Consider the following 19437-nt stretch of genomic DNA (forward strand, 5'->3'; position numbering starts at 1 on the left):
TGACGCCCGCCCCGGTGCGTGTGTCAGTCGCGCAGCGCCTCGATCACGCTGGTGAGGTGGGCACGGACGGCCGCCTCGACCGCCTGCGGGTCCCTGGCCGCGATCGTCTCGATCATGGCCAGATGCTCGTTCAGGGATTGCTGCGGACGCCCCGGTCGCAGCGCCAGCTGGAAGCGGTGCCGCACCAGTTGGGCGTTGAGCCGTTCCAGGAGTTCCACGGCCGTCGCCTGGCCGGAGAACTCCCGGATCCTGGCGTGGAGTTCGTGGTTGAGCTCCGAGTAGGTGAGCGGTTCGCCGTCGGCCACGGCCTTGCGCATCGCCGTGCCCAGGTCCTCGAGTTCGGTGACCTGTGCGTCGGTGACGGCGGCCGCCGCCTTCGCCGCGCAGAGCCCTTCGAGGACCAGGCGGCACTCGGTGATGGCGACCGCTTCCTCCACGGTCACCACCCGCACCCGTGAACCACGGTTGCGGATCCGCTCCACGAGCCCCTGGGACTCCAGCTCGATCAGCGCGGCCCGGATGCTGGCCCGGGTCACGCCGAACTGCTCGGCGAGTTCGTTCTCCACCAGCCGCTGCGCCGGCGCCATCTCGCCGCGCAGGATCGCCTCCCGCAGCTGCCCGAGCGCAAGCTGTCTGGCCTGCTCCCCGGTGCCCGGACGGGCTTGGTTCGGCATGGTTGCCCTCCCTGAGTGAGTGCCTGTCGAACGTAAATCTAGCCAAACAAGATTGTCAACAATTTTGTTCGCCGTATTGCGGGTGTCGCTCCCGGCGCATTGATTGTCCTGTCAAAAGGTTGACATGACGCCGGATCCCCGCAGAAGGTGAGCGGACAGGACACGGACCGGGCCGGAAAGAGGCTTTCATGGTGGACGCACTGGGTGTCGCCGTCGTCGGATTCGGCTGGATGGGGCGGGTGCACACCCAGGCGTACGCACGCGTGCGGCACCACTATCCGCAGCTCGCCCTGCGTCCGGAGCTGGTCACGGTCGCCGAGGAGGTGCCGGGCCGGGCCGAGGAGGCCGCCGCGCAGTTCGGGTTCGCCTCGACGACCCGCGACTGGCGGGAGGTGGCCGCCGATCCCCGGGTGCGGGCCGTCAGCATCACCGCGCCGAACTTCCTGCACCGCGAGATCGGTGTCGCGATGGCCGAGGCCGGCAAGCACATCTGGATCGAGAAGCCGGTGGGCCTGGGCGCGGACGACGCCCGCGCGGTCGCGGACGCGGTCGCTAAGGCCGGGGTCCAGGGGGCGGTCGGCTTCAACTACCGCAACGCGCCCGCCGTGGAGGCGGCCCGCGAGCTGATCGCCTCCGGCGGGATCGGCACGGTCACCCATGTCCGCATCCGGCTCTTCAGCGACTACGCGGCTCACCCGGAGGGCGCGCTGACCTGGCGCTACGAGCGGGAGCGCGGGGGCAGCGGGGTGCTCGGCGACCTGGCCTCGCACGGCGCCGACCTGGCGCGTTTCCTGCTCGGTGACATCGCCTCGCTGACCGCGGACACGGCGGTCTTCCTGCCCGAGCGGGCCCGTCCCGTGGGCGCCACGGCCGGTCACTCCCGCGCGGCCGGCGGCGAACTCGGTCCGGTGGAGAACGAGGACTACGTCAGCTGTCTGCTGCGGTTCGCGTCCGGCGCGCGTGGGGTGCTGGAGGCTTGCCGGGTGTCGGTCGGCGAGCAGAACAACTACGGCTTCGAGGTGCACGGTACCGAGGGGGCGGTGTTCTGGGACTTCCGCCGGATGAACGAACTGGGCGTCAGCCGGGGCACCGGCTACCAGGACCAGCCCGTCAGCACGGTCCATGTCGGGCCGGGGCACGGGGAGTTCGGGGCGTTCCAGCCGGGGGCGGCGAACGCCATGGGGTACGACGATCTGAAGGTGATCGAGGCGTACCGGTTTCTGCGCTCCGTCGCGGAGGGGGTTCCGTACGGGGCGGGGCTCGCGGACGCCGTGCGCAGTGCGGCGGTGCTGGACGCGATGGCGCGGTCGGCGGAGAGCGGGGCCTGGGTGACGCCGGAGGTGCCCTGACGTTTTTTCCTCGCCCCCGCCGCCCCTTCCCGTTCCCGTCCTCAAGGGGCGCTGCCCCTTTTACCCCGACGTGCGGGTGGGTGGATGGTCGCCCGCGCAGTTCCCCGCGCCCCTCTGGGGGCGCGGGGAACTGCGCGAAGGGGGTCTGGGGGCGAAGCCCCCAGGGACGGGACGGGAAGGGGCGGCGGGGGCGAGAAACCCTTCGGCCCAACCCACGGCCGTCACCCTGCCACCGTCGGGGGCGGCATGTTGTAGGGGGTCACCACCTGGACTGCGGAGGGGAGGGTCGGCCCGGCCGGCGGCAGGGCACCGTGCGCCCGCATCACCAGGTGGCAGGCCTCCCGCAGATCGTGCCGCAGATCATGGTGGAGCACGGCGGACAACCGGTGCTCCCGCAGCAACCGGGTGTTGTCGTGATCGAGATCGTGCGCGACGAACACGGCGCACTCCCGCCCCGCGTCCTCGAAGGCCCGCAGTGTCGCGATGTTGCCACCACCGATCGAGTAGACCGCGCGGATCCCCGGATCCCGTTCCAGAGCGGCCCGGACCAGGTCGTACTGCGTGGCGTCCAGCCCCTGCCCCTCCGCGATCTCGACAAGGGCTCGCCCAGGGCACCGGGCGCGCATGACGCTGCGGAAACCCATCTCGCGCTCCTCCTCGTTACGGAAGGAGCCGCTGGAGAGACTGGTGAGCACATTGCCGGGCCGGTCACCCAGCCACTGCCCCATGAGGTAGGCGGCGGTCGCGCCCGCCGCCCGGTTGTCGCTGCCGACATGCCCGATCCGGGCGCTCGCCGGCAGATCCGTCACCAGGGTCACCACGGGAACCCCGGCCGCCACGAGCCGGCCGACGGCCGCGGTGACCTCGGGAACGTCGGGCGCCTTGAGCAGCACGCCCTGGGAGCCGCGCCGGCCGATCCGGTCGAGGACCGCGACCAGCTCCCCCGCCGGGCCCGTCTCCCGGAAGTGGAAGCGGGAGCGGACCACCGCCGGGTGCAGGGAGGGCAGTTCGGCCTCCAGGGCGGCCCGGACGGCGGTGGAGAACCGCTCCGGCGACTGCATCACGATGTCCACCATGAACGTCCGGCCGACCAGCCGGACCTGGGTGCGCTGCCGGTCCAGGTCGGCGATCGCCCGGTGCACCTCCCGCGCGGTGCTCTCCCGCACTCCGCCCCGGCCGTTGAGGACCCGGTCCACCGTGGCCTCGCTCAACCCGGCCTGACGTGCGATTTCCCGGATCGGGAAGGGGTGGCCCACATCCGCTCCTGAGGGGTTTTTGATGGCTTGCTGCTGGTTGTTCGAAGGGTTTGTACTGACAAGAATGACATCAGCCGCGTCGCTCCGTGACCCGAAGGGACGACCCCATGTCAGCCTCCACCCACCAGCGGACGCCCTCGCCGACCGCCTGGCTGTCCGAGCGGGACTGCGACCTGGACGCCTTCCGCGCACTGGTCGAGCAGCCGACGGATGCCGCCGCCTACCCGCACGCCAGTGGCGTCGAGCGGAACGTGCTGCTGTACGACACCGACCGGCTCGCCCTCGCCGACCGCCGTGCCGTACAGGCCGAGCTGGTGCGCGCGTTCGCGGACGGTCCCGGCATCGTGGTGATCCGCGGGGCCTTCGCCGACCCTGCGGTCGTGGACCGGACCACCGCCGTGTTCGACGCCCTGATCGCCGAGCAGCGCGCCTCGGGCGCCGGCGCCGGCGACCACTTCGCCCGGCCGGGCGCCAACGACCGGGTGTGGAACGCCCTGGAGAAGGCGGCCCTGTACGACCCGGAGGCGTTCGCCGAGTACTACGCCAACGACGTGATCGCGCTGGTCTCCTCGGCCTGGCTCGGCCCCGGCTACCAGGTCACCTCCCAGGTCAACGTGGTCAACCCGGGCGGCGCGGCACAGACCGTGCACCGCGACTACCACCTCGGGTTCCTCTCGAACGAGGCCGCCTCCGCCTACCCGGCGCACGTGCACCGCCTCTCCCCCGTGCTCACCCTCCAGGGCGCGGTGGCGCACTGCGACATGCCCGTCGAGTCCGGGCCCACGCTGTACCTGCCGCACTCGCAGAAGTACGAGCCGGGCTATCTCGCCTGGCGGCTCCCGGAGTTCCGGGCGTACTTCGAGGAGCACCACGTGCAACTGCCGCTCGCCAAGGGCGACGCGGTGTTCTTCAACCCGGCGCTGTTCCACGCCGCCGGCTCCAACCACTCGGCGGACATCCGGCGCATGGCCAACCTGCTCCAGGTGTCGTCGGCGTTCGGCCGGGCGATGGAGACGGTGGACCGCGAGTCCGTGGCGGGCGCCGTGTACCCGGTACTCCTCAAGCGGCAGGGCGAGGGCGCCGGCGAGCGGTGGCTGGAGAACGTGATCGCGGCGAGCGCCGAGGGGTACCCCTTCCCCACCAACCTCGACCGCGACCCGCCGGTCGAGGGCCTGGCCCCGCCCTCGCAGGCCGATGTCGTACGCCGGGCCCTGCGCGAGGGCTGGACCGCGCGGACCCTGCGGGGCGAACTGCGGGCCGGCGCCAAGCGGCGCGAGAGCTGAAAGGACCCGGACACAGGCATGGGACTTCTCGACGACAGGATCGTCCTCGTCAACGGCGGCAGCCAGGGCGTCGGTGCGGCCGTCGCGCGGGCCGCGGTCCGCGAGGGGGCGGTCGTGGCCGTGAGCGGGCGGCGCCCGGAGCCGGGTGAGGCGCTGGTGGCCGAGCTGGCCGCCGCGGGCGGCAAGGCGATGTTCGTACGGGCCGACCTGGCGGACGCCGAGCAGGCCAGGGCCTGTGTCGCGCGGGTGGTGGAGGCGTACGGGCGGATCGACTGCCTGGTCAACTCCGCCGGCCTGACCTCGCGCGGGACACTGCTCGACACCACGCCCGAACTGTTCGACCAGCACATCGCGATCAACCTCAAGGCGCCGTTCTTCGCCATGCAGGCCGCCGTCGCCGACATGGTGCGGCGCGCGGCACCCGGCACAATCGTCAACGTCATCACCTCCTCCGCGCACGGCGGGCAGCCCTTCCTCGCGCCGTACGTCGCCGCGAAGGCGGGGCTGACCGGCCTCACCCGGAACGCGGCGCACGCCCACCGCTGGGACCGGATCCGGATCAACGGCCTGAACATCGGCTGGACCGCCACCGAGGGCGAGGACGCCACCCAGCGCGCCTTCCACGGCGCCGGGGACGACTGGCGCGAGCAGGCCGCCGCGCGGCTGCCGATGGGCAGGCTCGGCCAACCGGACGAGATCGCCGACTTCGTGGTCCTGCTGCTCTCCGACCGTTCCGGGGTGGTCACCGGCTCCGTGATCGACTGGGACCAGAACGTCCTCGGCGGCCTCGACTGACCTCCCCGCACGCCCCGCTCGTACGAACCCGCAAGCAAGGAGCACCGCCCCCATGCGCATCGGAATCCTCGGCCTCGGCCGCATCGGCGCCTTCCACGCCGAGACCCTCTCCGGGCTCGGCGCCGTCGAGTCCCTCGTCGTCTCCGACCCGTTCACGGACGCCGCGAAGGCCGCCGCCGAACGGTTCGACGCCGAGGTCGCGGACTCCCCCGAGGCCCTGCTCGCGGCCGGGGTGGACGGCGTGGTCGTCGCCGCCGCGACCGACGCCCACCCGGCGCTGATCCTCGCCTGTGTGGAGGCGGGCGTGCCCGTCTTCTGCGAGAAGCCGGTGGCCCGCACCATGGCCGAGGGGGTGGAGGTGCTGAGGGCGGTCGAGGGCCGTGACGTGCCGGTCCAGATCGGCTTCAACCGCCGCTTCGACGCCGGCTTCGTCGCCGCGCGGGCCGCCGTACGCTCCGGGGAACTGGGCAAGCTGCACACCGTACGCTCGACCACGCTGGACCCGGCGCCGCCGCCGGCCGCGTACATCGCCGCGTCCGGGGGCATCTTCCGGGACTGCTCGGTGCACGACTTCGACATCATCCGCTGGGTGACCGGCCGCGAGGTGACCGAGGTGTACGCGGCCGGCGGCAACCGGGGCGCCGACTACATCAAGGAGGCGGGCGACGCCGACACGACCGGCGCGGTCCTCACGCTGGACGACGGCACCCTCGCGGTGGTCTCCAACAGCCGTCACAACGCCCGTGGTCACGACGTCCGTATGGAGCTCCACGGCTTCACGGACTCCGTGGCGGTGGGGCTGGAGGACAAGCTGCCGCTGCGGTCGGTGGAGCCGGGCGTGACCTTCCCGGCGGGCACCCCGCACGACTTCTTCATGGACCGGTTCACGGCCGCCTACCGTGCCGAACTGGCCGTGTTCACCGAGGTCGTGGCCGGTACCCGCCCCTCGCCGTGCACGGTCGCGGACGCCCTGGAGGCGGGCTGGATCGCCGAGGCGTGCACACTGTCGCTGCACGAGCACCGTCCCGTCACCATCGAGGAGGTACGGCAGGCATGAGCGGGTCCGGCCGGGACTCCTGCGCATCGGAATCCCCGGAGCCGTACGGGCAGGTGAGCGGGCGGGCCTGCGGTCACCGGTACAGCGCGGGCTTCTCCACCAGGTCGACCTCCACCCGGACGCCGCTCTCCAGCGCCCGTACCCCCGCCTCGCACACGGCTGCCGCGGCGTAGCCGTCCCATGTGCTGGGGCCGGTGATCCCGCCGCGCCGCGTGGTGTCGACCCAGGTCTGGATCTCGTCGTCGTAGGCCTGGGCGAAGCGTTCGGTCCAGTCCTGGGTGATGGTGCCGCCCCAGCGGCCTGCCGTGCTGGTGACCAGGGCGTGGCCGTCGCCGATGCGGGCGGTGCCGCGTTCGCAGACCACCTCGGCCTGCACCTGGTAGCCGAAGCCGCAGTTGACGAAGATCTCGACGTCGGAGAGCGCGCCGCCGTCGGTCTCCAGGACGACGAACTGCGGGTCGGTCAGTCCCTCGGGGGCACCGGCCGACGGGGTGGGGCGCAGGACCGTGACGGCGGTGATCTCGTGGCCGAGGAGCCAGCGGGTGGCGTCCACCTCGTGGGCCACGGAGTCGGTGATGAGCATCGCACTGGTGAAGAAGGGCGGGCTGGCCACGTTGCGGTGCCGGTTGTGCAGCATCAGCGGGCGGCCCAGCCGCCCGGTCTCCAGCAGGGCTTTCAGGCGCGCGTACTCGGTGTCGTAGCGGCGCATGAAGCCGACCTGGACCCTGCGGTGGCCGAGGGCCTGTTCGGCCTCCATGACACGCAGGGCGGAGGCCGCGTCGGGGGTGAGCGGCTTCTCGCACAGGACGGGCAGATCGTGCTCGAACGCGGTGAGCAGGGCGGCCTCGTGGGCCGGCCCGGAGGAGGCGATGAGCACGGCGTCGACGTCGGCCGCCGCCATCGCGGCGGCCGGGTCGGTGTGGGCGGTGCAGCCGTCGACGCCCGCGGCGACGGCCTTGGCCCGTTCGGCGTCGATGTCCACGACGGCGGTGACCCGCGCGCCGCTGACGACCCGGTCGATACGGCGTACGTGGTCCGCGCCCATCCGGCCGGTGCCGATGACGGCGATGCGCAGTGGCTCGCGCCGGTTCATGTCTCTCGCCTCCCCTTCGTCGGGTTCGTCAGGCGCCGCAGGAGCGGAGGAACTTGCGGGTCCGTACGGCGATGGGGAGCGGCTTGTCCGGCTCGCAGGGGTACATGTCCTGCTCGACGATCGCGAACAGGTCCACGCCCAGTTTCTGCGCGGCCGTGAGGACCGGTCCCAGCTCGGGGACGCCGGCGGGCGGCTCGCACATCACCCCGCGCTGCACGGCCGGCCCGAACGGGACCTCGTTCTTGACGACGTCGGCGAGGATCTCCGGATCGACCTGCTTGAGGTGGAGGTAGCCGATGCGTTCGCCGTAGGTCTCGATCAGCTTGACGCTGTCGCCGCCGCAGTAGGCGTAGTGGCCGGTGTCCAGGCAGAGGTTGACCAGGCCGGAGTCGGTCGAGTCGAGGAAGCGCTCGACGTGCTCCTCGGTGTCGATGTGGGTGTCGGCGTGCGGGTGGACGACGATGTCCAGGCCGTAGGTGTCCCGCACCTCGCGGCCGAGGCGTTCCATGCCCTTGGTGAGGTGGCCCCACTGCTCGGTGGTGAGCTCCGGGGCTTCGAGGATCTCGGCGGTCTTGTCGTCGCGCCAGAAGGACGGGATGACGACGAGGTGCTTGGCGCCCATGTCCCGGGTGAGCGCGGCGACCCGGCCGACCTGTTCCCAGGTGGTGTCCCATTCGGACGGGCCGCGGTGCAGTCCGCAGAAGATGGTGCCGGCGGAGACCTTGAGACCGCGCTTCTTCACCTCGTCGCCGAGGCGGGCCGGGTCGGTGGGGAGGTAGCCGTAGGGGCCGAGTTCGATCCAGGAGTAGCCGGCCTCGGCGACCTCGTCGAGGAAGCGCTGCCAGGGCACCTGCTGCGGGTCGTCGGGGAACCAGACGCCCCAGGAGTCGGGGGCGGAGCCGACCCGGATGCGGTCGAGCGCGACTGCCATGTCAGGACTTTCCTTCCGGAGTTGCGGCTGCGGGAGTCTGGAGGTCGCCCTCCTCGGGGAGTTCCTCGGTGTCGACGCCGCCGACCTGTGCCAGCTCGTGCTTGAGCGCGGCCAGTTCGGCGCCGCCGGCCATGTGGTTGGTCAGCTCCTCGAGGCCGACCTCGCTGCGGGGGGCGGACAGTTCCATGGTGCCCAGGCGCAGCACGCTGAAGTGGTCGCCGACCATGTAGGCGTGGTGCGGGTTGTGGGTGATGAAGATGACGCCGAGGCCGCGGTCGCGGGCCATCGCGATGTACTTCAGGACCACGCCGGACTGTTTGACGCCGAGGGCGGCGGTCGGCTCGTCGAGGATGAGGACGCGGGCGCCGAAGTAGACGGCGCGGGCGATGGCGACGCACTGGCGCTGGCCGCCGGAGAGGGTGCCGATGGGCTGCTCCAGGTCGTCCAGGACGATGCCCATGTTGCGCAGTTCCTCGTCGGCCGTCTTCTTCATCCGGTCTATGTCGAGGCGGCGGACCGGCCAGGGGCCCTTGGTCATCTCGGAGCCGAGGAAGAAGTTCCGCCACACCGGCATCAGCGGGACGACCGCGAGGTCCTGGTAGACGGTGGCGATGCCCTTGTCGAGGGCCTCGCGCGGGGTGGAGAAGCGCACCGGCTCGCCGTCGACGAGGAATTCGCCCTCGGTGTGCTGGTGCAGCCCCGAGATGATCTTGATGAGGGTGGACTTGCCGGCGCCGTTGTCGCCGAGGACACAGGTCACCTTGGAGGGGTGGACGGTGAGGTCGACACCGTGCAGGGCGCGGATGTTGCCGTAGGACTTGCCGGCGGCGCGGAGTTCGACCAGGGGGCGGTCGCCGTCGGGCGTGGTGTCCTCGCGGACGGAGCCGTGGGTGCCGGGGGTCTTGTCGGTCATTGCGGTCACCTCCGGGTCGCCTGGCGCTGGACCCACAGATTGATGAGGACGGCGCCGAGCAGCATCACGCCGAGGAAGGCCTTGAACCAGTCGGGGTTCCAGCCTGCGTAGACGATGCCCTGCTGCACCATGCCGAACATGAAGGCGCCGAAGACCGGGCCGATCGCGCTGCCGGCGCCGCCGGTCAGCAGACAGCCGCCGATGACGGCCGCGGCGATGTAGATGAGCTCCTGGCCCACGCCCTCGCCGGACTGCACGGTGTTGAAGGAGAACAGGTTGTGCATGCCGACGAACCAGGCGCCGAAGCCGACCAGCATGAACAGGGAGATCTTGGTGAAGGTGACGGGGACGCCGACCGCGCGGGCGCTTTCCTTGTTGCCGCCGACGGCGAAGACCCAGTTGCCGTACTTGGTGCGCAGCAGCACCCAGGTGGCGAGGGCGGCGAAGACGAGCCACCACACCACGGTGATCTTCACCTGGACGCCTGCGACGTCGAAGCTGGAGGCGAAGAGGGCCTTGGCCTGGTCGAAGCCGTCCATGTCGCTGATGTTGTCGGTGGCGACGTTGCCGGTGACCAGCTTGGTCACCGCCAGGTTCACGCCCTGGAGGATAAGGAAGGTGCCGAGGGTGACCAGGAAGCTGGGCAGTCCGGTCTTGACCAGCATCCAGCCGTTGAACGCGCCGATGCCCAGGGAGACCACCAGGGCGACGACCACGCCCATCCACACGTTCAGGGTGAGCTGGTAGCTGAGCATGCTCGCGGTCAGTGCCGAGGTCACGACGGCGACACCGGCCGAGAGGTCGAACTCGCCGCCGATCATCAGCAGGGCCACGGGCAGCGCCATGATCCCGATGACCGACGACTGGTACAGGATGTTCGCCATGGAGCCGCCGTCCCGCACCGGCGGAGCGGCGAACAGGAAGAACACCATGACGGCCACGGCGCCGAGGAACACACCGACCTCGGGACGGGCGAGTAGCCGCAGCGCGAGCGGGCGCCGCACGGTGCGGCCGTCGCTCTGTTTCGGGCCGGGGGCCGGCGGTGGACTCACCGCCGGCTCAGCCTGTTGGGCCATGCTCATCACCGAGTGCCCTTCGCGGCGTACTCGGAGACCGCGTCGACGTTGGACTTGTCGACGAACGCCGGGCCGGTCAGCACCGGCTGCTCACCGCCGCCGCTGTAGTTGCCGTTGTTCTCGTAGAGCCACAGGCCGTCGACGGCGAGGTAGCCCTGCAGGTAGGGCTGCTGGTCCACGGCGAACTCGATGTCGCCGGCCTCGATCGCCTTGGTCAGCTCCTTGTTGAGGTCGAAGGTGGCGACCTTCGCCTCGCTGCCCGCGTCGCCCACCGACTGCACCGCGGTCGGCGCGAAGGGCGCGCCGAGGGTGACGACGTAGTCGATGGAGGAGTCCTGCTTCAGCTTCGCGGTGATCGTCGACTTCACCGACGGCATGTCGGTGCCGTTGACGTTGAGGATCTGGGTCTCGCCCTCGAAGGTCTTCTTCACCCCGTCGCACCGCTGGGTCAGGCCGACGTTGCCCTGCTCGTGGATGACGCAGACGGCGTTCTTCGCGCCGACCTCGTTCAGCTTCTTGCCGAACGCCTCGCCCGCCACCGACTCGTCCTGGCCGAAGAACTCCAGCAGGCCGAGTTCCTTCCAGTCGCTCAGCCCGGAGTTGAGGCCGACGACGGGGATGCCGGCCGCGTTCGCCTTGGCTATGACGGCCTTGAGGGCGTCCGGCTTGGCGAGGGTGACCGCGATTCCGTCGACCTTCTGGTCGATCGCGTTCTGCACCAGGGTGGCCTGGGTGCCGGCGTTCGGGTCGTTGCTGTAGATGAGGTCGACGTTGTCCTTGGCGGCCGCGGCCTCGGCGCCCTTGCGGACGATGTCCCAGAAGGTGTCACCGGGCGCCTGGTGGGTGACCAGGGCGACCTTCATGCGGGGCGTCGACGCCTTGCCCGCGGAGGCGTCGGCTCCGCCCTCCTCGGACTTCTTGCCTCCGGAACCGCTGGAGCAGCCGGCGAGGGTCAGGGCGGCTGCCGCCGCGACCGCGACGAACGCGATTCTGCGGGAGCGGGTGTGAGAAGAGCGGTCCATCTGTCCTGCACCTCACTGTGCTACGCGGGGAAAGGGCGGGAGTCCGAGGATCCGGTGCCCGGAGCCTCGGGAGTCCGGGGGTGTGCCGTGGGACACGGCTGTTGTGCTGGGACGCGATCCAATCCCCAGAAACGCCCGCTGTCAATACTTTGTTAAGACATCATTTCACGTACTAGTCCGAATGTAAGTACAAACTATTGACATCGATGCCCTCCGAGACCTACACCTGTGAGGCGGCAGGTCCCTGGAATCCACGCCCCCACCGTGGCAGGGCGCCCCGGGACCCGCATCCCCAGCAGTTCGAGGAGCGTCGCTCAATGGCCGGCTCACCACAGTATTTCGACTTGATCACCACGAGTCGCATCGGGGTCGATCTTTATCCACTGGAGACCGGCGTTCCGCCGGCGCGGGTGGAGACGTTCGGGAAATTCCTGGGCGGATCGGCCGCGAATGTCACGGTGGCGGCCGCGCGAATGGGCCGTTCCGCGGCGGTGATCACCCGCACCGGTGACGACCCTTTTCGGCACGTTTCCGCGCGAGGCGCTGAAGGAGTCCGGCGTGGACGGCCGCTGGGTCACCCCGGTCGCCGCGTGTCCCACCCCCCTCACCGCGCTCGAGGCCCGCGCCGCATCGTCCTACGCGGCTGCGGGCAGTCGTGCCTCCCCCAGTGCCTCAAGGGCCTGGGAGGTGCCCCCAGGGCGATGGGGATCCCCCCGCTCGTGCGGAGCCGAGAGTGGGGGAGGGTGGGCGCAGCGGCACCCGGCAAGCGCCGGAACAGCTCCGGAACCACCGTCTCCGACCTGGACTGGCGGAACCCGGACCGGGCCCGCCCGTACTACCGCGAGGCGCTGCTGGAAGCCGGGGTGGAGCCGGCCGTGGTCAAGCAGGGTCCCAGGGGCGTGCTCGCCGCGCACCGCGACGGCACCCGGGCCGAGGCGTTCCCCGTGCCGGCCGAGGCGTTCCCCGTGCCGGTCGAGGCGGTCAACGGCCTCGGCGCGGGCGACGCCTTCGGCGGCTCGCTCTGCCACGGTCCGCTCGCCGGCCGGGACCCGGAGCGGACCATGCGCCACGCCGACGCCGCCGGTGCCCTCGTCGCCTCGCGCCTCGCCTGTTCGTTCGCCATGCCGACCGAGCCGGAGGTCGCGGACCTCCTCGCGCGGGCCGCCTCGCCGGGCGCGGCGGGCCTGCCGAGCCAGTCCTGAACGGAGCCCTTCCTTGAAACTCAGCATCCCCGACCTCACCACGGTCCGGGCCCACAACCCGGAGGCCGTCGCCGAGGCCGCCGCCCGCCGGGCACGGCGCCCGCTGATCGGTGACAGCGGCCGGCTGATGATCGTGGCCGCCGACCACCCCGCGCGGGGCGCGCTCGGCATCGGTGACCGCCGGCTGGCCATGGCCCACCGCGCCGATCTGCTGGAACGTCTCTGCATCGCGCTGTCCCGGCCGGGCGTCGACGGGGTGCTGGCCACCGCCGACATCCTGGAGGACCTGCTGCTCCTCGGGGTACTGGAGAACAAGGTCGTCATGGGCTCGATGAACCGGGGCGGCCTGGCCGGGGCGTCCTTCGAGATGGACGACCGCTTCACCGGCCACCGCGCGGAGGACATCGCCCGGCTGGGCTTCGACGCGGGCAAGCTGCTGGTCCGTATCGACTACGACGATCCGGGCTCGCTGGCCACCCTGGAGTCCGCCGCCCGCGCGATAGACGCCATGGCCGGACACCGGCTGCCGGTGTTCGTGGAGCCGTTCATCTCGCGCCGGGTGGACGGCCGGGTCCGCAACGACCTGTCCGCCGAGGCCGTCACCCGCTCCATCGCCATCGCCTCCGGTCTGGGCGGCACCTCCGCCTACACCTGGCTGAAACTCCCCGTCACCGACGACGTCGACGCCATGCCGGAGGTGCTGGGGGCCTCCACGCTGCCGGTCGTCCTGCTCGGCGGCGAGGTCGGCGACCAGGAGGCGGCGTACGAGCGGTGGGGCAAGGCGCTGCGGCTGCCCACCGTGATGGGGATGGTCGTCGGCCGCTCGCTGCTCTACCCGGCCGAGGGCAGTGTGGAGACGGCGGTCGACACGGCCGTCGGCCTGTTGTGAGAAGCCTGTTGCGACCCGGAGGCATGCCATGACACATCACCTTCCCGCGGGCAAGGCCCTCGCCGGCCCCTACGCCGTCGACGTGAGCCCGGAGAGCGCCGGCTGGGGCTACTCCAGCCTGCGCGTCCTTGAGCTGCCGCCCGGCGGCGCGCACACCTTCGACACCGGCGACAGCGAGTGGATCGTGCTGCCGCTGAGCGGCGGCTGCACGGTCACCGCCGACGACGACTTCGGCCACGACACCTTCGAACTCACCGGCCGCACCAGCGTGTTCGACGGCGTCACCGACTTCGCCTACGTCCCGCGCGACGCCCGCACGACGGTCACCTCGGCGGACGGCGGACGGTTCGCGCTCACCGGCGCCCGCTGCACCCGCCGCCTGCCCGCCCGCTACGGACCGGCCTCCGACGTGCCCGTCGAGCTGCGCGGCACCGGGAACTGCTCACGGCAGGTCAACAACTTCGGTGCGGCGGACACGTTCGAGTGCGACAAGCTCATCGCGGTCGAGGTGCTCACCCCGGGCGGCAACTGGTCGTCCTTCCCGCCGCACAAGCACGACGAGCACCGGCCCGGCGAGGAGTCCGTGCTGGAGGAGATCTACTACTTCGGGTTCGCCGCCCACGACGGCACCCCCGGCCTCGGCTACCAGCGGGTCTCCCCGTCCGATCCGGGCCGCGGGACGGACGTACTGGCGGAAGTGCGCGACGGTGACGTCGTCCTCATCCCGGACGGCTGGCACGGCCCGTCCATGGCCGTGCCCGGCCACCACATGTACTACCTCAACGTCATGGCGGGACCCGAGCCGGAACGCGCCTGGCTGATCTGCGACCACCCCGACCACGCCTGGATCCGCGACACCTGGCCGGACCAGGCCGTCGACCCCCGACTCCCCCTCTACACCGCACCGGAGAGGTCCGTATGAGCGCCGCCACCCGCCGACTGACGACCGCGCAGGCACTGGTGCGGTTCCTGTCCGCCCAGTACACTGAACGCGACGGCGTGCGCCGCCGGCTGATCACGGGCACCTGGGGCATCTTCGGCCACGGCAACGTGGCCGGCATCGGGCAGGCGCTCGTCGAGTACGCAGATGTCATGCCGTACCACCAGGGCCGCAACGAGCAGGCGATGGTGCACGCCGCCGTCGGCCACGCCCGTCAGCTCAACCGGCTGTCGGCGCAGGCGGTGACGACGTCCATCGGCCCCGGCGCGACCAACCTGGTCACCGGCGCCGCGCTCGCCACCGTCAACCGGCTGCCGGTGCTGCTGCTCCCCGGCGACTACTTCGCCTCCCGCGTCGCCGACCCGCTGCTACAGCAGCTGGAACACCCTGTCGAGGCCGATGTGTCGGTCAACGACACGCTCCGCCCGGTCTCGCGCTACTTCGACCGCGTCACCCGTCCAGAGGCCCTGATCCCCTCCGCGCTCAACGCCGCGCGGGTGCTCGCCGACCCGGCCGAGACCGGCGCGGTGACGCTGGCCCTCCCCCAGGACGTGCAGGCGGAGGCGTACGACTGGCCGGAGGAGTTCTTCGCCGAGCGCGTCTGGTCCGTACGACGTCCCGCCCCGGACCCCGCGGAGCTGACGGCGGCCGTGGCGGCCGTACGGGCCGCGCGGCGCCCGCTGATCGTCGCGGGCGGCGGGGTCCACCACAGCGAGGCCGAGGAGGCACTGAAGGCGCTGGTGGACGCCACCGGCATCCCGGTCGCCTCCACCCAGGCCGGCAAGGGCTCCCTGCGCCACGACCACCCCGCCGACCTCGGCGGCATCGGCCACACCGGCACGGCGGTGAGCGACGAACTCGCCCGCACCGCCGACCTGGTGATCGGCGTCGGTACCCGCTACTCCGACTTCACCACCGCCTCCGGCACCCTCTTCCAGAACCCGGACGTGCGCTTCCTCAACCTCAACATCACCGGCTTCGACGCCCACAAGCTGGCGGCGCGCACCCTGGTCGGCGACGCGCGCACCGGTCTGGAGCAGCTCGCCGGGGCGCTGGCCGGCCACCGCGTGGAGCCGTCGTACGAGGCGGAGTACCGGGCCGGCAAGGAGCGCTGGGAGCGGGTCGTCGAGACCGCCTACCGCGCGGACGACGACACGGCCGTACCGACGCAGACGCAGGTGCTCGGCGCGCTCGACGCGGTCGTCGGCGACGAGGACGTGGTGATCAACGCGGCCGGTTCGCTCCCCGGCGACCTGCACAAGCTGTGGCGCTCCCGCAGCCCCCGCCAGTACCACCTGGAGTACGGCTACTCCTGCATGGGATACGAGATCCCGGCCGCACTCGGTGTCCAGCAGGCCGCTCCCGGCACCCCGGTGTGGGCGCTGGTCGGCGACGGCACCTATCTGATGAACCCGACGGAGATCGTCACCGCCGTCCAGGAGCGCCTCCCGGTCAAGCTGGTCCTGATCCAGAACCACGGGTACGCCTCCATCGGCGGTCTGTCGGAGTCGGTGGGCGCCGAGCGTTTCGGCACCGCCTACCGTCACCGGGCCGCCGACGGCACCTTCACCGGCGCCCCGCTGCCCGTGGACCTCGCGGCGAACGCGGCCAGCCTCGGCATGGACGTACTGCGCGCCAAGACCGTGCGGGAGCTGCGGAACGCGCTGGCCGAGGCCCGTGCCTCCGACCGTCCGACGTGCGTGTACGTCGAGACCGACCCCGCTCCCACCGCTCCCCCGGCCGAGGCCTGGTGGGACGTGCCGGTGGCCGAGGTGTCCGCCCGCGAGGCCGCCGTCCAGGCCCGCGCACGGTACGACTCCGAGGCCGCCGGCCGCCGCCGGCACCTCTGAACCCGCCCGCGCTGCTACAGGAAGGTACGCCCATGGCGAAGACCGGCGACCCCGCACGTGCCGCGACCGGACCCGCGCTGAGCACCCTGGACTTCGCCCTGGACCGGGGCAGTCCGGTACCGCTGTACTACCAGCTCGCGCAGCAGCTGGAGGCGGCGATCGAGCAGGGCGTCCTCGCCCCCGGCAACCTGCTGGGCAACGAGGTCGACCTGTCCGTGCGGCTCGGCCTGTCCCGGCCCACCGTCCGCCAGGCCATCCAGTCCCTCGTCGACAAGGGGCTCCTGGTCCGGCGGCGCGGGGTGGGCACGCAGGTGGTGCACAGTCAGGTCAGGCGCCCCCTGGAGCTGAGCAGTCTCTACGACGACCTGGAGACGGCCGGGCAGGGCCCGACCACGCGGGTGATCCGCAACGAGACGGTGCCGGCGCCCGCGGACGTGGCGGTCGCCCTGGGGCTGGCCGAGGGCGCCGAGGTGGTCATGCTGGAACGCCTGCGCCGCACCCACGGCCAGCCGGTCGCCCTGCTGTGCAACTACCTCCCGTCGGGTCTGCTCGGCCTCGACAGCGCCCGGCTCGAGGCGACCGGTCTGTACCGGATGATGCGTTCGGCCGGCATCACCCTGCACAGCGCCCGCCAGACCGTCGGCGCCCGCGCGGCCACCGCTCAGGAGGCCGCCGGCCTGGACGAGAAGGAGGGCGCCGCCCTGCTCACCATGCAGCGCACGGCCTACGACGACACCGGGCGGGCGGTCGAGTACGGCACCCACATCTACCGCGCGTCCCGGTACTCGTTCGACTTCCAGCTGCTGGTCAGACCGTGAGGCGGGTCAGTGCGCCGCGTCCAGCCGGGCCCGCTGCTCCGCCGACAGTTCCAGGTCCACCGCCGCCAGGTTCTCCTCCAGTTGGGCCACCGACGACACCCCGGCCAGCGGCAGGATCGGCAGCTCGTGGCCGATCTGCCAGGCCAGCACGACCTGGCCCGGCGTCGCCCCGGTCTCCCGGGCGACCTCGTGCAGCACGGCGAGGCGGGCCGGGGTGCCCGGGTGGTCGTAGTCGGCGGGCAGGCGTTCGGGGCGGGCGTAGGCGCCCTTGAGCAGCGGCGAGTAGGCGACCAGGGTCAGGGCGGGCTCGGCGCGCAGATAGCCGGCCAGCTCCGCGCCCGCGTGGCCGAGGCTGCCGTCGGGGAAGAGGTCGTCGGGGACGTCGGCGCGGGGCCGCAGATAGCTGTGCTGGTACTGGAGGACCTCGTAGCCGGGCAGCCCGGCCGCCGCAGCGAGGGCACGGGCCCGCTCCACCCGCCACACGGCCTGGTTGCTCACGCCGAGCAGCCCCACCGCGCCCTCGGCGACCAGGGCCCCGAAGCCCTCGACCGTCTCGCGCTGGGGGACGGTGTGGTCGTCGATGTGCGCGTACAGCAGGTCCAGCCGCTCCGTGCCGAGCCGTTCGCGGCTGCGTTCGGCGGACTCGCGGATCACCTTCGCGGACAGGCCCTCGGGGTTGTCGGTGTAGCTCGTGCCGGGGGCGAGGGGGCGGGCGCCGAGCTTGGTCGCGAAGACGATCTCGTCGCCGGCCCCGCGGCTGCGGCGCCAGCGGCCGAGCAGTTCCTCGCTCTGTCCGCCCTGGCCGCCGTCGGTCCAGAAGGCGTAGTTGTCGGACGTGTCGATGAAGTTCCCGCCGGCCTCGACATAGCGGTCGAGCAGGGCGAAGGAGGTCTTCTCGTCGGTCACCGACCCGAACAGCATCGCCCCGAGCGCGAGCACGCTCACCTCGCGGCTGTGCGGACCGGTGCCGATGGTGCGGTACTTCATGGGGGTTCCCTCCCGTTCCGTACCCCGTCGTCGGGGCACGGGCCGGGAGTCTTCCGCTTGAAGAGCGCTCCAAGTCAAGCAGGAGCGCGGCACATCGGGCCGACGGAAACTGATCCACTCCGCGATGCGTCCTGGACAACGAGTCGGACGGACGGGAAATCAGGTGGAACGAGCAGCGACAGCGCCCCGAGGGGCGTGGCACCGGTGGATGTGGACGCGAGGGCGGGTGCCCGCCGCTCTCGCGGTGCTGACGGCCGGGCTGCTGGCGTTCCACCGGGTGGTGCCCAACTCGGTGGGCCGCGTGGGAAGTCTGCTGGAGGTGTTCCTGCCGTGGCTCGGGCTGGTGGTCGTCGTGCTGTTCGGCTGGGCCCTGCTGCGCCGTTCGGCCACCGCCCTGGTGGCGCTGCTCCTGCCGACGGTGGCCTGGATGTACCACTTCGGCGGGCTGCTCCTGCCCGGCGCGAAGCCGGGACCGTACGACCTGGTCGTGGTGCAGCACAACGTCAGTGACGAGAACACCGACCCGGCCGGCACGGCTCGCGCCCTGGCCGGCGCCGGACCCGATCTCATCGCGCTGCAGGAGCTGGTGGCCCCGGCGCTCGCGGTATACGAGAAGACGCTCGCCCCGGACTACCCGTACCACGCGGTCCGGGGCACCGTCGGGCTGTGGTCGAAGCACCCGCTCACCGACGCCCGGCTCCTGGACATCAGACCGCAGGACATCACCGATCCCTGGAGTCGCGGGCTGCGGACCGTGGTGCGCACGCCGCACGGCGAGATCGCGGCGTACGTCGCGCACCTGCCCTCGGTCCGTGTGGGGGCGGGCGGCCTCGCGTCCTCCCGGCGCGACGAGAGCGCCGGCCTGCTGGGCAGGGCCGTCGCCGCCGAGCCGCTGGAAACGGTGGTCCTGCTGGGCGACCTCAACGGCACGGTCGACGACCGCGGGCTGGCCCCGCTCACCTCACGGATGAACGTGGCGCGACGGGGCTTCGCCTTCAGCTTCCCCGCCGCCCTCCCGGTGGCCCGGATCGACCAGGTCATGGCCCGCTCGGCGACCGTCCCCCACATCCGCACCCTGCCCGCGACCGGCAGCGACCACCTGCCGGTCGCGGCTCGGATCGCACTGCGATGAACGCGTACCGAACCCGACCGGGTGATGCCGGGGCATCGGCCTGACAGTCGGGTGCCGGGTCCAGTGGGCCCGTAAGGACGGGACACACGCAGGGCCGCGGGCCGACCGACGGAACGACCGGCGGCTCGTGGCCGGGCTGCCGGGCCGGCACCACCCGGCCGGCCGGCGCC

At 71.9% G+C, this 19437-nt stretch carries 18 protein-coding genes and 1 pseudogene; 11 read left to right on the forward strand and 8 right to left on the reverse strand.

The window, feature by feature from the left end:
- Positions 1–23: 23 nt before the first annotated feature.
- Positions 24–674: a GntR family transcriptional regulator gene (locus tag AMK33_RS33915; protein ID WP_073936851.1), complete on the reverse strand. Its 651-nt coding sequence runs from the start codon at positions 672–674 to the stop codon at positions 24–26.
- Positions 675–862: 188 nt separating this feature from the next.
- Between AMK33_RS33915 and AMK33_RS33920 the strand changes: the two genes are divergently transcribed.
- Positions 863–2023: a Gfo/Idh/MocA family protein gene (locus AMK33_RS33920; protein WP_073936852.1), complete on the forward strand. Its 1161-nt coding sequence runs from the start codon at positions 863–865 to the stop codon at positions 2021–2023.
- Positions 2024–2244: 221 nt separating this feature from the next.
- Here the strand turns inward: AMK33_RS33920 and AMK33_RS33925 are convergent, their stop codons facing one another.
- Entirely contained in the window at positions 2245–3279 is a 1035-nt protein-coding gene (locus AMK33_RS33925) for a LacI family DNA-binding transcriptional regulator (protein WP_073936853.1), read from the reverse strand.
- A 107-nt stretch (positions 3280–3386) separates the two neighbouring features.
- On the opposite strand from AMK33_RS33925, the gene AMK33_RS33930 reads away from it, so the two are divergent.
- From AMK33_RS33930 to AMK33_RS33940, 3 genes are read left to right on the forward strand one after another with little or no spacing between them, the layout of a single operon-like run.
- Positions 3387–4562, forward strand: coding sequence for a phytanoyl-CoA dioxygenase family protein (locus AMK33_RS33930; RefSeq protein ID WP_073936854.1), 1176 nt, complete (start codon positions 3387–3389; stop codon positions 4560–4562).
- Between the two features lie 18 nt (positions 4563–4580).
- On the forward strand, positions 4581–5357 hold the full coding sequence (locus AMK33_RS33935) for an SDR family oxidoreductase (protein WP_073936855.1): 777 nt from the start codon (positions 4581–4583) through the stop codon (positions 5355–5357).
- 52 nt (positions 5358–5409) lie between these two features.
- Complete coding sequence (locus AMK33_RS33940; RefSeq protein ID WP_073936856.1) at positions 5410–6414, forward strand: Gfo/Idh/MocA family protein; 1005 nt, start codon at positions 5410–5412, stop codon at positions 6412–6414.
- A 73-nt stretch (positions 6415–6487) separates the two neighbouring features.
- Here AMK33_RS33940 and AMK33_RS33945 read toward each other — a convergent pair whose 3' ends face one another.
- The 5 genes from AMK33_RS33945 to AMK33_RS33965 are packed head-to-tail and all read right to left on the reverse strand — an operon-like array spanning position 6488 to position 11449.
- Positions 6488–7507, reverse strand: a complete 1020-nt coding sequence (locus AMK33_RS33945) for a Gfo/Idh/MocA family protein (protein WP_073936857.1) — start codon at positions 7505–7507, stop codon at positions 6488–6490.
- A 28-nt stretch (positions 7508–7535) separates the two neighbouring features.
- Complete coding sequence (locus tag AMK33_RS33950; RefSeq protein WP_073936858.1) at positions 7536–8438, reverse strand: sugar phosphate isomerase/epimerase family protein; 903 nt, start codon at positions 8436–8438, stop codon at positions 7536–7538.
- 1 nt (position 8439) lies between these two features.
- Entirely contained in the window at positions 8440–9351 is a 912-nt protein-coding gene (locus AMK33_RS33955) for an ATP-binding cassette domain-containing protein (protein ID WP_073936859.1), read from the reverse strand.
- 5 nt (positions 9352–9356) lie between these two features.
- Positions 9357–10433, reverse strand: coding sequence for an ABC transporter permease (locus AMK33_RS33960; protein ID WP_073936860.1), 1077 nt, complete (start codon positions 10431–10433; stop codon positions 9357–9359).
- Positions 10433–11449, reverse strand: a complete 1017-nt coding sequence (locus AMK33_RS33965; protein ID WP_073936861.1) for a sugar ABC transporter substrate-binding protein — start codon at positions 11447–11449, stop codon at positions 10433–10435. The genes AMK33_RS33960 and AMK33_RS33965 overlap by 1 nt, the downstream gene beginning before the upstream one ends.
- A gap of 317 nt (positions 11450–11766) precedes the next feature.
- On the opposite strand from AMK33_RS33965, the pseudogene AMK33_RS45330 reads away from it, so the two are divergent.
- The 6 genes and pseudogenes from AMK33_RS45330 to AMK33_RS33990 all read left to right on the forward strand — a co-directional run.
- Positions 11767–11958: pseudogene (locus AMK33_RS45330) on the forward strand (PfkB family carbohydrate kinase); the annotation flags it as partial.
- Between the two features lie 234 nt (positions 11959–12192).
- A complete protein-coding gene (locus AMK33_RS45335) occupies positions 12193–12651 on the forward strand; it encodes a PfkB family carbohydrate kinase (RefSeq protein ID WP_443030946.1) in 459 nt (152 codons plus the stop codon).
- Between the two features lie 13 nt (positions 12652–12664).
- The gene (locus AMK33_RS33975) at positions 12665–13540 is read left to right on the forward strand and encodes a Cgl0159 family (beta/alpha)8-fold protein (protein WP_073936862.1); all 876 of its coding nucleotides are present in this window, start codon (positions 12665–12667) and stop codon (positions 13538–13540) included.
- Positions 13541–13568: 28 nt separating this feature from the next.
- Positions 13569–14462 (forward strand): 5-deoxy-glucuronate isomerase, encoded by an 894-nt coding sequence (gene iolB / locus AMK33_RS33980; RefSeq protein ID WP_073936863.1) that lies wholly within the window; start codon positions 13569–13571, stop codon positions 14460–14462.
- Positions 14459–16330: a 3D-(3,5/4)-trihydroxycyclohexane-1,2-dione acylhydrolase (decyclizing) gene (gene iolD / locus AMK33_RS33985; protein ID WP_073936864.1), complete on the forward strand. Its 1872-nt coding sequence runs from the start codon at positions 14459–14461 to the stop codon at positions 16328–16330. The genes iolB and iolD overlap by 4 nt, the downstream gene beginning before the upstream one ends.
- Before the next feature lie 32 nt (positions 16331–16362).
- On the forward strand, positions 16363–17148 hold the full coding sequence (locus tag AMK33_RS33990; RefSeq protein WP_073936865.1) for a GntR family transcriptional regulator: 786 nt from the start codon (positions 16363–16365) through the stop codon (positions 17146–17148).
- A gap of 6 nt (positions 17149–17154) precedes the next feature.
- On the opposite strand, the gene AMK33_RS33995 is transcribed toward AMK33_RS33990, so the two are convergent.
- On the reverse strand, positions 17155–18135 hold the full coding sequence (locus AMK33_RS33995; RefSeq protein WP_073936866.1) for an aldo/keto reductase: 981 nt from the start codon (positions 18133–18135) through the stop codon (positions 17155–17157).
- Positions 18136–18343: 208 nt separating this feature from the next.
- On the opposite strand from AMK33_RS33995, the gene AMK33_RS34000 reads away from it, so the two are divergent.
- Complete coding sequence (locus AMK33_RS34000) at positions 18344–19267, forward strand: endonuclease/exonuclease/phosphatase family protein (RefSeq protein WP_107425295.1); 924 nt, start codon at positions 18344–18346, stop codon at positions 19265–19267.
- The last annotated feature ends 170 nt before the right edge of the window (positions 19268–19437 follow it).

It is taken from the genome of Streptomyces sp. CB02400 (assembly GCF_001905725.1).
Classification (GTDB): domain Bacteria; phylum Actinomycetota; class Actinomycetes; order Streptomycetales; family Streptomycetaceae; genus Streptomyces; species Streptomyces atrovirens.